Below are 15,108 nucleotides of genomic sequence, written 5' to 3'. Positions count from 1 at the left end.
ACACAATACGCCCGTTTTGGGAGAGTTACCTAGATCTACCCTCTCCTCTATAGATTCGTTATTGACGTTCTATAGAGGAGAGTTTTTTTCTGGCGGCTTAACCTTAGTTGAGGCTCCAATATACACGCTGGTCTCTACGCTACAATTAGGTGCCTTACCTCCATATAATCTTTTGATACTTTACTGTTCCGTGAAAGTCTCTACCGCGAGGGACTGGAGTTTATATGGCGAGGGACTAGAGTTTCTCTCGAGAGGGACTAGAGTCTCTCGCCAGAGGGACTTTCTTTGCTCAGGCGAAGACTTGATGAGAGATATAATAATCCTGATACGTAGTATAGCTACTCGTCGTTAATCCCAATATGGTTTACACATCCCCTTTTTGCTATGAATTACCTCACTGGTCTACGCTAGTGAACTAGCCTAATCATTAGGGTCGTTATTGTAGCTCTTCTCTAAAATGATTAAATTTGTGGCAATAATAATAGATATATAGATGAAAGAAGATAACAAAGAGCAGAATCCAGTCGAAATCATAGAGGAGGTAGAGGTTGCGGAGGAAAGCACTCACGAAAGGAATAGCTATGAGCTACGTGGGATGTACCGCAATTGGTTCCTCTCCTATGCTTCGTATGTGATACTGGAGCGTGCTGTACCGCATATAGAGGATGGGCTTAAGCCTGTGCAGAGGCGTATCCTCTACACGATGAGTAGAATGGATGACCGACTAATCAAGGTCGCAAATATTGTGGGGCAAACGATGTCGCTTCACCCCCATGGCGACGCTAGTATCGGCGATGCTCTAGTTCAGCTCGGGCAGAAAGATCTCCTCATCGATTGTCAAGGGAACTGGGGTAATGTGCTCACAGGCGATGGCGCAGCTGCAGCTAGGTATATAGAGGCTCGCCTAACGCCCTTTGCCAAACGAGTACTCTTTAGCGATAAGATAACAGAGTTCAAATCCTCTTACGATGCAGCGCACGAAGAGCCAGTTTCGCTTCCTGTGAAGTTTCCCCTACTCCTTGCCTTAGGAGCAGAGGGTATTGCGGTAGGACTTTCTAGCAAGATATTACCACACAATGTAGCAGAACTTCTTCAGGCATGTATTAGCCATCTGAAGGGAGAGGAGTTTGAACTCTACCCCGACTTCGCCACTGGAGGCTTGATGGATATAAGCCGATACAATGATGGGGAAAGAGGTGGGCAGATTAAAGTACGCGCTCTGATAGAGAAGAGAGACGCCCGAACACTTGCTATCACGGAGGTTCCCTTTTCGCGCACCACTAGCTCTATCATAGAGTCGATCATGCGTGCCAATGACAAGGGGAGTATAAAAATCAAGAAGATAGACGACAAGACAGCTGCCACGGCTAATATCGAGATACAGCTTCCTCCAGGCACTTCTACCGATAAGACCATTGATGCCCTCTATGCCTTTACCGATTGTGAAGTAAGCATATCGCCCAATTGCTGTGTCATCAGGGACGATAAGCCCGCCTTTCTCAATGTTTCAGAAGTCCTAAAGGACAACGTAAAGCGCACAATGGGCTACCTCGAGCACGAACTACGAATAGAGCTAGGGGAGTTACAGGAGCAGCACCTCCGAAGCTCACTTGAGGAACTATTTATTCAGCGCCGAATCTACAAGGACAAGGAGTTTGAGCAAGCAAAAGACCTCAAGGTAGCTCTCGCTCATATCCGTTCCCGACTAGCGGATGTACTGGAGGGATTGATTCGCCCTGTAACGGACGAAGACCTTAAACTACTTCTAGAGCTCCGAATGGCACGTATCCTACGATTTAATGAGGAGAAGAACCAACTCTTTATCCAAGGGCTTGAGCAACAAATGGCAGATATAGAGGAGACGCTCACGGATATGAGAGCATACACCATTAAGTGGTACCAAAAGCTCCTCAAGGAATATGGCGATCAGTACCCCCGACGCACCAAGCTACAGAGCTTCGACGAAATACAAGTAGCCAAAGTCGTACTCAAAAATGAGAAGCTCTATGTAGATCGTGAGGGTGGCTTTATTGGCACGAGCCTAAAGAAGGATGAGTATGTCTGTGATGTTGCCGATATCGATGATGTGATTGTATTCCTCGAGGATGGCAGGTATATGATTACCAAGGTAGCGGACAAGGCTTTTGTGGGCAAAAACATACTCCATGTAGCGCGCTGGGTGCGAGGCGATAAGCGTACGATATACAATGTCATCTACCGTGATGGCAAGAATGGGGCTTCGTATATCAAGCGTTTCAATGTCAATTCGATTATCCGAGACCGAGAGTACCATCTAACTCAGGAGAAACCCGACTCCAAGGTGCTCTACTTCTCTGCCAACCCTAATGGAGAGGCGGAAACGGTCAAGGTGGTGCTCCGTCCACAACAGAAGGCGTCTAAGAAGAAACTGGTATTCGAGCGTGATTTCGCTGAGATACTAATCAAAGGACGCATAGCGAAAGGTAACTTACTCACTAGGGGTAATATCTTCAAGGTTACCCTCAAGGAGCAAGGAGCGAGTACCCTTGGAGGGCGTAAAGTATGGTTTGATCGTGATGTCTTCCGCATCAATTACGACAACCGAGGGGAGTATCTTGGGGAGTTTGGTGGGGAGGATAAGGTACTCGTTATCCGGGAAAATGGAGAGTGCTATACTACCAACTTCAGTGAGACCAACCACTTCGAGCGTGATGTGAAGGTCGTGGAGCTATACGACCCCGATAAGATTTGGACCCTCGTATACTATGATAAGGAGGCAGAGTTTACCTACATTAAGCGCTTCCCTATTGAGGATAGCGATAAGCGCGAGTATATCCAAGGTGAGGAGAGCAATAGGATTATGCTCCTCTCTGATGAGGTCTATCCGATGATTAAGGTATTATTCGGAGGAAATGACGAACATCGTCTACCTATCGAAATAGACGCAGAGGAGTTTATTACGGATAAGAGTATCCGCGCTAAGGGGAAAAGGATTAGCAATTACGAAGTGGCAAGCGTAGAGGAGCTCCCTCCTGTTCGCTTCCCTGACCCCGAGGAGGAAGAAGAAGAGAGTGAGGAGGAGGAGAGCGAAGTAGATCCTAGAGAAGACACAGAGGAAACGCTGAGACTGATAGAGGAGGCTTCGGGACAAAGGATGTTGGACTTCAAGGACGAGGATGATGAATAGAAGAATCATTGCCGCAGCAATCATAACGTTACTAATTGGCTCAAGTGCACTAGCACAGGAGAAATGGTACCAAAAGCTAGGGACTTGGGTAGAGGGCGAGGGCTGGCAGATTCATGAACAGCTCCCTACTTCGCATACCAAGTACCTCTTCCTCGCAGGGAAGCGCAGTGTGATTGACGAGTACCTAAGCCCGACGGCTCACAGTGGTTGGGAGATAAAAGCGGACTTTCTCACTGACTTCAAGGCGCCCATAGAGCGTCCATGGCATCTTTACCAAGAGGTATCCGTCTGCGCCGCGGAGATGAAGAACCCCGCCAATGGAGGGCGGATGTACACCTTAGGACTAGGGTACGACTTAGGTCCTAGCTGGAGGATTCTTAGGTATAAAGGGCTTACTCTAGACCTCGCACCGCTAGTTGCCCTATCTCTGAAGAGCAATTATAAACCTGCCAACACCAATAATATTGCCAATGTTAAGGGCAGTTTGGGCATAGATGGATGGGCTAGACTACGTTACCAAATCCCTTGGCGTATCATGCCACTCTCTATTAGCTATTCAGCACAATTGCCTTTGCTACAATGTACTTTCCACCCCGACTATGGGCAGAGTTACTATGACTATGTATCGGGAGAGAATGGTGCGAAGCTAGGTTTTCATTTTGGCGCGCTGCACAATACGAGAGGCTTACGGCAAAGACTACTCATAGACATGCCTATCAATAGTGTCACCGTTACCCTTGGTGCAGAGCATACCTACCTTAACCAGAGACTCAGCCACACCATTTACCGTGAAGGAAGCTGGGGCATTGTACTCGGCTTCTCCGTAGATGTGGCTACTTTCTCGGGCAACCAGTCACTTAAGTCGTCACAAATCCATAGCACTCTATACCGATGAAAAAGATAATAATATTGCTAGTGCTACCAATGCTATTTACGCTCAGTAGCTGTATGCCCGAGACTCCTACGGCACGTGACTATAAGGTCAACTTTGAAGCACTATGGAAGATTATCGACGAACGCTACTGCTTCATCGATGAGAAGGGGGTAGACTGGAATGAGGTACACAGGCGCTACTTGGCGAAGGTAGAGTCTCGTAAATTGGACGACCTTAAGTTCTTTATGCTTATGGACTCGATGCTCAATGAGCTGAAGGATGGGCATGTCAATCTCTACTCTGATTTCGATATCTCACATTATCACGACCTCGTACCCGACCCCACTACTGGACTCAATATCTATGCACGTAACCGCCATATTTCGGGCAAACTATTTGTATCAGGAGGGATGAGGTATGGTTTGCTCTCCACTAAGGACAATGGTGTGAAGTTTGGATACATATCCTATGGGAGCTTCTCCAATAGTCTGGGGAATATGAAAGTGATTCTGACAATGCTGAAGGATGCCGATGCCATCATGATAGACGTAAGAGGCAATGGCGGTGGATCGGTAGAGAATGCCAACAATCTAGTCTCCTACTTCCTCCCCGAGAAGACGCTCGTAGGGTATTCATCCCACAAGACGGGTCCAGCGCACGATGCTTTCTCTAAACCTAAAGCGCAATATATCTCCCCCAATGAATTGATTACCTACACAGAAAAGCCTGTAATCATTCTCCAAGATAGGAGCTGCTACAGTGCTACGAATGACTTCCTATATAAGGTGGCACTCGCTAAGAATGTAACCCGAATAGGAGAGAAGTCGGGAGGTGGTACGGGGATGCCTGCCACCTCGGAGCTTCCTAATGGCTGGAGGGTGAGGTACTCTGCTGTGAAGAGCTACGATAAGGATATGAACCAACTGGAGGGAGGACTTGTTCCCGACATAGAGGCGCATAATGAGAGCTATTACGAAAACCCTAACGCTATCGATAATATCCTCATGACCGCTGTACAACACATTATTTCACTAAAGAAAAAGTAATGGCAACGAACTTATTACAGATAGAAGAAGATATAGTAAAAGCCTTGCGCACTGTCTATGATCCTGAGATACCTGTGAATATCTACGACCTTGGGCTCGTGTACGATATTGACATCAATCATGAAACAGGTCACGTGGTGGTGACTATGACGCTGACCTCGCCTAACTGCCCAGTAGTAGACTTCCTATTGACAGACGCACAGATGCGTGTTGAGGCAGTAAAGGGTGTGAAGAGCGCAGAGATCAAGCTTACCTTCGAACCTGAGTGGCACAAGGATATGATGACGGAGGAGGCTAAGCTTGAGCTAGGGCTTCTTTAACTAGGTAGATAGATGATATACTTTGCATCAGACATGCACTTCGGAGCATACTTCCACAAAGATGCTATGGCTGTGGAGCGCAAGTTTGTCCGCTGGCTACGCGCTATAGAGCACGATGCCACACATCTATTCTTAGTGGGGGATGTCTTTGATTACTGGTTCGAGTACAAGTATGTTGTACCACGTGGCTACACGCGAGTACTTGGCAAACTAGCAGAGTTGGCAGATAAAGGGGTGGAGATTCACTTCTTTACTGGCAATCATGATATTTGGGTATTTGACTATCTGCCCAAAGAGATAGGTTGCCAAGTGCATAGAGGATCAACGACTTTCGAATTACTTGGAAAGCGATTCTACATTGCCCACGGAGATGAGTTTGTCCAAAACGATAAGGGCTTCCGCTTTATCCGAGCTATCTTCCACAATCCTATCTGTCAGAAGCTATATGGAAGCTTACACCCTTGGTTTACCGTAGGCTTTGCTCACAGATGGGCTCTACATAGCCGAAAGAAAGGGATGAAAAACTATTCGGAGCAAGAGTATAAAGGGGAACAAAATGAATACCTAGTGCAGTATGCTAAACAGTATCTAAACGAACATGAGGAGGGAGAACAACCCGATTTCTTCATCTTCGGACATCGTCATATTATGCTTGACCTGATGCTCACAACCAAGAGCCGTATTGCCATTCTCGGAGATTGGATTAGCCACTTTAGCTACGCCCAATGGGATGGTACTACTTTCGCTCTAGAGACCTTTGAAGAAGAGGGAGCCTCGGATGATATAGAGTCCCAAGTGCATCTCCCTTTCGGAATCAATAGATAAGTGATAGCCTTTATGGTGAAATTGCTCCCCTGTAGTCTCTGAAAGAGAATCTACAGGGGAGCAACTTTACTCAGGACAAAGGCGGAAATACCCTACCTCCTATTTGCGGTATCACCCGCACTTAGAATTACCACAGTTCTGACAGATCAGACATCCCTCTTGGTACACTAGATCCTCTGAACCACAAGTAGGACAAGTCTGCCCACTAGCCTTCTGTCCACTCTGCACATACTTGCGAAGCGCACGCTCTACACCATTTTTCCAAGTGTTGATTGACTCATCATTAAGCTCCATACCCTGCACGAGTAGGATTACTTGGTCAATAGGCATATTATAACGAAGCACTCCACTAATTAGCTTAGCGTAGTTCCAGAACTCAGGATTGAACTTAGTGTCTAGTGCCTCTACGGTGACCTTGAGACCACGCTTATTGGAATACTGGAAGTCGTAGTGCTTAGTACCATCAGGGTCTATCGACTTAATGATAAGACCCTTATTGATACGCTTAGGAATATAAAGTCCTTCGTCCTCGTCATCGATACCAGTAAAGATTTCATAAGGACGCCCATCGACCAAGCCGATAAAGGCAATCCACTTCTCCTTATTATTTTGGAAACGTACGATATCTGCCTCCAGCTCTATTGGACGCTTAGAAGGCATCACGACCTGAGCCTCAGGAGTAGTCTCCTCGGCAAGCTTCTCCTCCTTCTTTTTCTTTTTATCCGCTGCCACGAGTACACCTGCACGGCTGCCATCACGATAGATCGTGCAACCTTTACACCCTTCTCTCCAAGCCGTGATATAAAGCTCATTGACAAGAGCTTCGTCTACACTATTGGGGAGATTGACTGTTACGCTTATTGAGTGGTCTACCCACTTCTGCATCTGTCCTTGCATACGCACCTTTGCTACCCAGTCTACATCATTAGAAGTAGCCTTGTAGTAAGGAGACTTCTCTACCAATTGCTCTATCTGCTCCTGACTATAGTCTTTGGCTGTATCATAACCATTGGCTTTCATCCAGGTCTTGAAATGGTGGTGATAGACAATGTACTCCTCCCACTGATCTCCGACCTCATCCACGAAGGTTGCCTTAGAGTTTTCAGCCTCATTGCTATTAATCTTACGTCTACGCTTGTATACAGGCATAAATACAGGCTCAATACCTGATGTAGTCTGGGTCATGATACTTGTCGATCCAGTAGGTGCAATGGTCAGACAAGCGATATTACGCCTACCGTATTTCACCATGCTGTCATATAGTTTAGGATCGGCAGCTTTGATACGCAGTATCATAGGATTGTGGGCTTCACGTTTCGCATCATAGATCTCGAATGCTCCACGCTCGCGAGCCATAGTTACAGAGCTTGCATAAGCAGCCAGAGCTAATGTCTTCTGTACCTTCACCGCATGGTTAGTAGCCTCCTCAGTGCCGTATCGGAACCCAAGTGCAGCGAGCATATCACCCTCCGCTGTAATGCCCACACCGGTACGACGCCCCATTAGAGTCTTCCTCCGTATCTTCTGCCATAGCTCAAGCTCGGTACGCTTTACATCGTCCGTCTCAGGGTCGCTCTCTATCTTCGCGATGATTTGGTCTATCTTCTCACTCTCAAGGTCTATGATATCATCCATCATCCTCTGAGCATAACCGACATGCTTTTTGAAGAGTTCGAAATTGAACTTAGCCTCTGGCGTAAATGGATGCTCCACATAACCATAGAGATTGATAGCGAGCAAGCGACAGCTATCGTATGGACAGAGCGGAATCTCACCACAAGGATTGGTTGATACTGTACGGAAGCCTAAGTCGGCGTAGCAATCAGGGAGAGACTCCTTAATAATAGTATCCCAGAATAACACCCCTGGCTCAGCACTCTTCCACGCATTATGAATAATCTTATTCCATAACTCTCTCGCCTTGATAGTGCGCTTTACCTTAGGGTCTTGCACCTCAATGGGATACTGCAAGGTATAATGTGTATCATCGACCACTGCCCTCATAAACTCATCCGTAATACGGACGGAGATATTGGCTCCAGTAATCTTGCCCTCCTCTAGTTTAGCATCGATAAAAGCCTGACTATCGGGATGCTGGATGGATACAGACAGCATAAGCGCGCCTCTGCGTCCGTCTTGAGCCACCTCGCGAGTAGAGTTGGAGTACCTATTCATAAAGGAAACCAAACCAGTAGAAGTAAGGGCAGAGTTCTTAACAGGTGAACCAGCTGGACGGATGTAAGAAAGATCCTGCCCTACGCCACCGCGGCGCTTCATTAGCTGTACCTGCTCTTCGTCCATCTTGAAGATGCCACCGTAGCTATCGGCCTGACCATCCATACCTATTACGAAGCAGTTAGAGAGGGAAGCCACCTGGTAGTTATTCCCGATACCTGTCATAGGACTACCCTGCGGCACGATATATCGGAAATGATCCATCAGGTCAAATACCTCCTGCTCGCTTAGAGGATTAGGATACTTAGCCTCGATACGAGCAATCTCTGAAGCAATACGATGATGCATATCGGCAGGAGTTTTTTCCAGTATCTCTCCTTTATCATCCTTCAATGCATACTTAGTACTCCAGACCTTTGCAGCCAATTCGTCTCCATCGAAGTACTCAAGCGTAGCTTGGTAGACTTCGTCGAAGTCATAAGTTTTCATACTCATACTAATCTATATTATTGCTATGCTCTTCACATACCATCCGAGTTTATCCGGACACGTTATCTCCCATTCTTGGCAACAAAGGTAGTCTAATTATTTGAGATGTTGACCAAAAGTAGCGACTTATATTATGCAAACAAAAGTATTCATCAAGCTATATATATCCATAAATACCTGTATTAAAGCAGGTATATAGATAATTACGCGATAACTATTACTCTTAATTATAGATAACTACTAGTATCAGAAGTTTACCGAAATGCAAAAGTCGCCACAAGGGAACTCAATCCCTTGTGGCGACTTCTTAGTTCAGTTGAGAGCTGAATTACTTATTCTTAAGCAAGTCTCTAATCTCCTCTAGTAGGACAACATCGTCTGGCTTAGCGGCTGGAGCAGGAGGAGCTTCCTCCTGCTTGCGCTTCAACTTATTCATCGCCTTAATCACAGAGAAAATAGCGAGAGCGATAAGTAGGAAATCAATGACACTCTGGATAAACATACCATAGTTAAGAGCGACCTCACCTACCATCTCCCCTGCCTCATCGAGGGTGCCTGGCTGTAGAACCCACTTCATATCCTTGAAGTCCACACCACCAAGTAGTAGACCGAGTGGCGGCATCAATACATCATTGACAAACGAGGTGACGATTTTGCCAAAGGCACCACCTACAACAATACCCACGGCCATATCTACAACGTTACCGCGGTTTACAAACTCCTTAAACTCTTTTACAAATGACATAACTTAATTCTCTTTACATGTATTAATTATTCTATCTATAGTCTCTTTACATTGGATGCATATTGGTTGTATGCTGATTCAAATATGCTTTGTACTCAGGACTACTAGCCCCTCGCCCCATCTTCACTTCTCTCTTCAAGACTACGTTAAGCGTTAGCACGCCAATAGTACCCGACACTAAAGTACCAATAATAATACCTAGCTTTGCCATATTAAGGTACTCAGCACCAACATCCTTTACTCCAAGAAAGGCTAGCGTAGCGATAAAGAGGGAGACCGTAAAGCCTATTCCACCAAACATCGATACCCCAAGCACATTACTATAAGTCATCCCAGGGGTCATCTTCACTACCTTAAGCTTGGTGAATAAGTAGGTAAAACCGAAGATACCTAGCACCTTTCCCACAAATAGAGCCGCTGCAATAGCAATAGCCACCACGATAAGCTGAGAGTCACCCATCCCAGTAAAATCAATCCCCGCATTGGAGAAAGCGAATAGTGGCAATACGAAGTAATTGACCCACGGGCTCACTTCATGCTCCATACTCTGTACTGGAGATATCGTACGCTGGATGCGGCTCTGTGCCCTACGGAGATCAGCGAGATAGTCCTCGTCAAGAAAAACTGGTTGAACGTACCCTGGCTCCTTTGCCGTAGCTATTCGGTAGTCAATCTTGCGCATATCTGGCTCCAGTCCATCAGGGCGAAGCGTAGGCTTATGCGGTATAGTTAGCGCCATCAATACGCCTGCTATCGTAGAGTGAATGCCTGATTGCATGAATAGCGTCCACACAATAAATAGCAATATATAATAGACCCCAGCTTTGGCGACGCCCTTCTTTGAGAAATAAAGTGATAGAGCAATCACCAAGAGCCCAATAATCAGTGGTGTCCACTGAATACCTGTGGAGTAAAAGATAGCTATCACGAGGATACCACCTATATCGTCCACTACAGCTAGCGCCATCAAGAATAGCTTTAGGGTAACGGGCACACGCTTTCCCAGCAGACCTAGCACCGCTAGTGCAAAGGCAATATCCGTAGCCATTGGTATGGCCATCCCTCTTAGGGCAATCGGATCTTGATTCTCCACCATTAGGAAGATGAGCACCGGCATAATCATACCGCCGACAGCGGCAATCACCGGAAGCATTGCCTTACGGAAAGAACTCAGCGAGCCATCCACCATCTCACGCTTAATCTCCAGACCTACACTAAAGAAGAAGAGTACCATCAAAGCATCATTGACAAACTCTGCTAGAGTCATTGCCCTCCCATGGTGTTGGAAAAACTTGTGGCCTCCTATCTCCAAGTTCACAGGAGCATCGAGAATTGTCGAGTATATACCACGAAGGTCAGTATTGGCAAAGACAATCGCCATGATGGCAGCGATGAACATAAAGACAGAGGGGTTAATCCCACTCACCCATCTTACGAAGTCTTTTAAGGGATTTCTACCTCCCTCAATCCTTGGATCTAATGTCACCATACTATAAGATTATCGGCAATAAATAATATATTATGTGTATTCTACTTCCTACTTACGTTTACCTTGGTGGTCGGTGGTAGCTCACGATTACGCTTTTCCACGGCTGCCACTAAGTTTTCCGCTATATTCCTAAAGGCAATACCCATCATAGTATCATCAGTCAGAGCCACAGGCCTTCCCTCATCAGCTCCCTCTCTCACGCTCTGTACTAGGGGAACCTGACCGAGTAGTGCCACGCCACTCTCCTCGGCCAGTTGTTTACCTCCATCCTTTCCGAAAATATAGTAACGGTTATTAGGCAACTCTGCTGGAGTAAACCATGCCATATTCTCTACAATACCGAGTACAGGCACATTTATCTTCTCGTCCTTAAACATATTGAGACCCTTCCTCGCATCATCCGTAGCCACATGCTGAGGTGTAGTTACCACTACTGCTCCTGTAAGGCCAAGCGTCTGAATGAGAGAAAGGTGAATATCCGATGTGCCAGGAGGAAGATCCACAAGCAGGAAGTCTAGCTCACCCCAATTTCCCTCACGTATCAATTGCCCCATAGCGTTACTAGCCATGGTACCGCGCCAGACAATGGCGTCCTCTTTATTTACAAAAAATCCAATAGAGAGGAGCTTAACCCCATGATTCATCGGTGTCTCTATCAATTCTTTTCCATCTACCTCCACCATCGTAGGGCGACTACCCTCTAGTCCAAGCATCCTCGGCATTGATGGTCCATAGATATCGGCATCCAGCAGACCTACCTTATATCCCGCTGCAGCGAGTGCCACAGCAAGGTTGGCCGTCACGGTAGACTTTCCTACACCGCCCTTACCTGAGTGAATAGCCACAATATTCTTTACTCCCGGGAGCAGCACATCACCTACTGGCGCCTTAGGTAGTTCAGGGAACACAGGAGTGATATTACCCTGAATCTCCATATCTTCAGCCACCATATTCATCAATACTGCCTCAACTGTCTTGATTATCGACTTGTGAAATGGATCCTTAGCCTTCTTAAATTTAATAGAGAAAGACACCTTTCGCCCCTCTATTACTATATCATTTTGCACCATACCACTGGCTACGATATTCTCCTCCTCGCCAGGATACTTAATCGTCTTTAGTGCATCTAAAATTGCTTGTTCAGTAATTTGCTTCATCACTTAGTACTTTCTAGCTCACTTCGTTTGCTCCGTGCATAGCTTCTATAGCTATCCATCTCTATCTCCACATCAGGCTCCACGGGGTTGTCTCGTAGCGCATCAAGTGCTATCCTCAGGTACTTGATATCAATTCCTCTAGCCCTCCACTGACTCTCATAATAAGTCTCAATAGTCCTAAGGTCTGAGTCCTCATGAGCTTCATTATGGAGGTTTGTATATTCCTCTAGTATCGAAAGCCCATTGACCTCTGCCACCAGTTTGGTATAGGTGTAGAGGAAGGTACTATCGGTCTTAAGGTTAAGAATCATTGGCGTCTTGAGCACCTCTTTATACATCGTAAGGAAGTTTGTAGCCGTTAGGCGCTTCCTACGCTTTTTCATCTGAGGATCGGCAAAAGTAATCCATAGCTCCGAGAGCTCTCCCTCTGCGAAGAAATGCGATAAGAGCTCTATCTCCGTTCGGAGGAAACGGACATTACTCAACCCCTCACTATGTGCTTCAGTTGCGCCACTCCACATGCGGTTGCCTTTGATATCTATACCTATGTAGTTGTTTTCAGGATGTCTCCGTCCAAGCTCCACAGTATACTCACCACGACCACAACCCAGTTCTACTATGATTGGATGATCATTGCCAAAGACCTCCTTACCCCACGCCCCTTTATACGGGAATGCGTAGCCAATCTCTGCCATCACCTTGAAAGGATACTGCAGAACATTGGCTAGAGCCTCCATCTCGGTAAACTTAGTCAGCTTATTTTTACTCATCAATAGTTGTTATCTCTCTTTTCCCTCTCTCCGCAAATATACTAATAACTTTCTCCATTTGAGTATCATTTTATCCGAAATACACAATTACGAGCAGGGAAATAGTGCAATTCTTTTCACATAATGAAGAGTGGCTACGGTGGCACTATAGGTCATCGCAACCACTCTTTCAATACTTGAGACCCCGATGTAGTTATCGCAGGTCTATAGCCCTTATCGCTGATTAAGCCTCCTTAGCACGGCGTACATAGCTAGCCGTACGGGTATCAATCACGATAGTCTCACCATTCTCAATGAATAGAGGCACCTTTACCTCTGCGCCTGTCTCCACGGTAGCAGGCTTCGTAGCATTACCACTAGCGGTATCACCCTTTACGCCTGGCTCGGTATAAGTGATTTGAAGCGTTACGTGGCTTGGGAGCTCACATGTAAGAACCTCCTCCTTATCGGCACGTACCATAGCCTCAGCCATATCACCTTCTCTTAGGAACTGTACACCCTCGATGCGCTCCTCAGGGATATGAATTTGCTCGTAAGTCTCAGCGTGCATAAATACTAGACCCATATCGTCTTTGTAAAGATACTGATATGGACGGCGCTCTATACGAAGTTCGTCCACCTTCACACCGGAGTTCCAAGTCTTCTCAAGGATACGTCCATTAGAAAGGTTGCGGAGCTTAGTACGCACAAATGCTGGACCCTTGCCAGGCTTTACGTGTAGAAATTCTACAATTACAAATGGAGTACCATCGATCTCAAGGCACATACCATTGCGGAAGTCTGCTGTAGTAGCCATAAATATAGTATATCTGTATGTATAAAGTTGTATTACTTACTTCACTTATTACTCTCCCCCAAACTCCATGAGATACGCTTTGATAAAAGGGCTTATCTTACCATCCATCACCCCATCCACATCGGAAGTCTGGTAATTAGTTCGGTGGTCTTTCACCCTCCTATCGTCGAAGACATAGCTTCGAATCTGAGAGCCCCATTCTATCTTTTTCTTAGCCCCCTCAATAGCCGCCTTAGCTTTATTGCGGCGCTGTATCTCCTTATCGTAGAGCTGAGAGCGGAGTAATCGCTTGGCATTTTCACGATTATCTAGCTGACTACGGGTCTCCGTATTTTCTATGATAATCTCTTCGGTCTCACCCGTATCTAGATCCGTAAACATATAGCGAAGGCGTACACCCGTCTCCACCTTATTCACGTTCTGACCACCAGCTCCACCCGAACGGAAGGTTTCCCAGGTCATCAGTGCAGGATTAATTTCGATCTCTATCGTATCATCCACCAGTGGCACTACGAATACCGAAGCGAAAGAGGTCATACGCTTGCCCTGTGCATTGTAAGGAGAGACGCGGACTAAACGGTGCACTCCATTCTCACTCTTTAGGAAACCATATGCTAGGTCACCCTCCACCTGTAGCGTCACGGTCTTGATACCAGCATCATCACCGTCCTGCCAGTTGGTTACGGTTACCTTGAAGCCCTGATCCTCGCACCAGCGGTGGTACATACGCACCAACATAGAAGCCCAGTCCTGAGCCTCAGTACCACCAGCACCAGCATTGATTTTGAGCACGGCTCCCATCTTATCCTCCTCATTACGGAGCATATTACGGAGTTCTATATCCTCAAGCGTCTCTATCGTCTTAGCGTATAGCGCATCTATTTCCTCCTCTGTAACTAAATCTTCTTTGATATATTCAAAAGCAAGCTCCAGCTCATTCGCGAGAGAGTCAATTCCATTATAATCATCGATCCAATGCTTGAGCCCTTTTACTACCTTCATTTGAGCTTGCGCCTTGGCAGAATCATCCCAAAAATGTGGATCCTGAGTACGAAGTTCCTCCTCCTTGAGCTGTATCAGTTTGGCATCTATATCGAGGTACCCCTTAAGGGCATCTCTACGTTCCAATACGCCTTGTAATTGGTCTGAAGTTATCATTACCGATTAATGACTAATTATTTATGAGTGGCAAAGATAGCTATTTTTGGCGAGAACTCACAGGGAGAATAGTCTAAACGCAGGGCAATCGCATTTGA

At 46.2% G+C, this 15,108-nt stretch carries 13 protein-coding genes; 6 read left to right on the top strand and 7 right to left on the bottom strand.

The window, feature by feature from the left end; genetic code table 11:
• The 6 genes from IX315_RS08345 to IX315_RS08320 all read left to right on the top strand — a co-directional run.
• Positions 1-352, top strand: a 352-nt coding sequence (locus IX315_RS08345; RefSeq protein ID WP_211837358.1) for a hypothetical protein, incomplete at its 5' end; no start/stop codon positions are given.
• A 141-nt stretch (positions 353-493) separates the two neighbouring features.
• On the top strand, positions 494-3,166 hold the full coding sequence (locus IX315_RS08340; protein WP_211637318.1) for a DNA gyrase/topoisomerase IV subunit A: 2,673 nt from the start codon (positions 494-496) through the stop codon (positions 3,164-3,166).
• A complete protein-coding gene (locus tag IX315_RS08335) occupies positions 3,156-4,061 on the top strand; it encodes a hypothetical protein (RefSeq protein WP_211837357.1) in 906 nt (301 codons plus the stop codon). The genes IX315_RS08340 and IX315_RS08335 overlap by 11 nt, the downstream gene beginning before the upstream one ends.
• The gene (locus tag IX315_RS08330; RefSeq protein WP_240704026.1) at positions 4,058-5,086 is read left to right on the top strand and encodes a S41 family peptidase; all 1,029 of its coding nucleotides are present in this window, start codon (positions 4,058-4,060) and stop codon (positions 5,084-5,086) included. Before IX315_RS08335 ends, IX315_RS08330 begins: the two co-directional genes overlap by 4 nt.
• Positions 5,086-5,406: a metal-sulfur cluster assembly factor gene (locus tag IX315_RS08325; RefSeq protein ID WP_018358319.1), complete on the top strand. Its 321-nt coding sequence runs from the start codon at positions 5,086-5,088 to the stop codon at positions 5,404-5,406. The genes IX315_RS08330 and IX315_RS08325 overlap by 1 nt, the downstream gene beginning before the upstream one ends.
• Before the next feature lie 12 nt (positions 5,407-5,418).
• Positions 5,419-6,231 carry a UDP-2,3-diacylglucosamine diphosphatase gene (locus IX315_RS08320; RefSeq protein ID WP_018358318.1) on the top strand — a complete coding sequence of 271 codons (813 nt, stop codon included), beginning with the start codon at positions 5,419-5,421 and terminating at the stop codon, positions 6,229-6,231.
• 111 nt (positions 6,232-6,342) lie between these two features.
• Here IX315_RS08320 and IX315_RS08315 read toward each other — a convergent pair whose 3' ends face one another.
• The 7 genes from IX315_RS08315 to prfB all read right to left on the bottom strand — a co-directional run bounded on the left by IX315_RS08315 (position 6,343) and on the right by prfB (position 15,010).
• Positions 6,343-8,901 carry an adenosylcobalamin-dependent ribonucleoside-diphosphate reductase gene (locus tag IX315_RS08315; RefSeq protein ID WP_018358317.1) on the bottom strand — a complete coding sequence of 853 codons (2,559 nt, stop codon included), beginning with the start codon at positions 8,899-8,901 and terminating at the stop codon, positions 6,343-6,345.
• A 322-nt stretch (positions 8,902-9,223) separates the two neighbouring features.
• Positions 9,224-9,640 carry a large-conductance mechanosensitive channel protein MscL gene (mscL, locus tag IX315_RS08310; RefSeq protein ID WP_018358316.1) on the bottom strand — a complete coding sequence of 139 codons (417 nt, stop codon included), beginning with the start codon at positions 9,638-9,640 and terminating at the stop codon, positions 9,224-9,226.
• A 46-nt stretch (positions 9,641-9,686) separates the two neighbouring features.
• Entirely contained in the window at positions 9,687-11,129 is a 1,443-nt protein-coding gene (nhaA, locus tag IX315_RS08305; RefSeq protein ID WP_018358315.1) for a Na+/H+ antiporter NhaA, read from the bottom strand.
• Between the two features lie 41 nt (positions 11,130-11,170).
• Positions 11,171-12,286, bottom strand: a complete 1,116-nt coding sequence (locus IX315_RS08300; protein WP_018358314.1) for an Mrp/NBP35 family ATP-binding protein — start codon at positions 12,284-12,286, stop codon at positions 11,171-11,173.
• Positions 12,286-13,056 carry a tRNA (guanosine(46)-N7)-methyltransferase TrmB gene (gene trmB, locus IX315_RS08295; RefSeq protein WP_018358313.1) on the bottom strand — a complete coding sequence of 257 codons (771 nt, stop codon included), beginning with the start codon at positions 13,054-13,056 and terminating at the stop codon, positions 12,286-12,288. The genes IX315_RS08300 and trmB overlap by 1 nt, the downstream gene beginning before the upstream one ends.
• 223 nt (positions 13,057-13,279) lie before the next feature.
• Positions 13,280-13,852: an elongation factor P gene (gene efp, locus IX315_RS08290; protein WP_018358312.1), complete on the bottom strand. Its 573-nt coding sequence runs from the start codon at positions 13,850-13,852 to the stop codon at positions 13,280-13,282.
• Positions 13,853-13,900: 48 nt separating this feature from the next.
• Positions 13,901-15,010 (bottom strand): peptide chain release factor 2, encoded by a 1,110-nt coding sequence (prfB, locus tag IX315_RS08285; RefSeq protein ID WP_211639818.1) that lies wholly within the window; start codon positions 15,008-15,010, stop codon positions 13,901-13,903.
• Between the last annotated feature and the right edge of the window lie 98 nt (positions 15,011-15,108).

Source organism: Porphyromonas levii, assembly GCF_018206105.1.
GTDB lineage: Bacteria > Bacteroidota > Bacteroidia > Bacteroidales > Porphyromonadaceae > Porphyromonas_A > Porphyromonas_A levii.
Note: the sequence above shows the minus strand (reverse complement) of the source record. Positions and strands in the feature narration are given on the sequence as shown.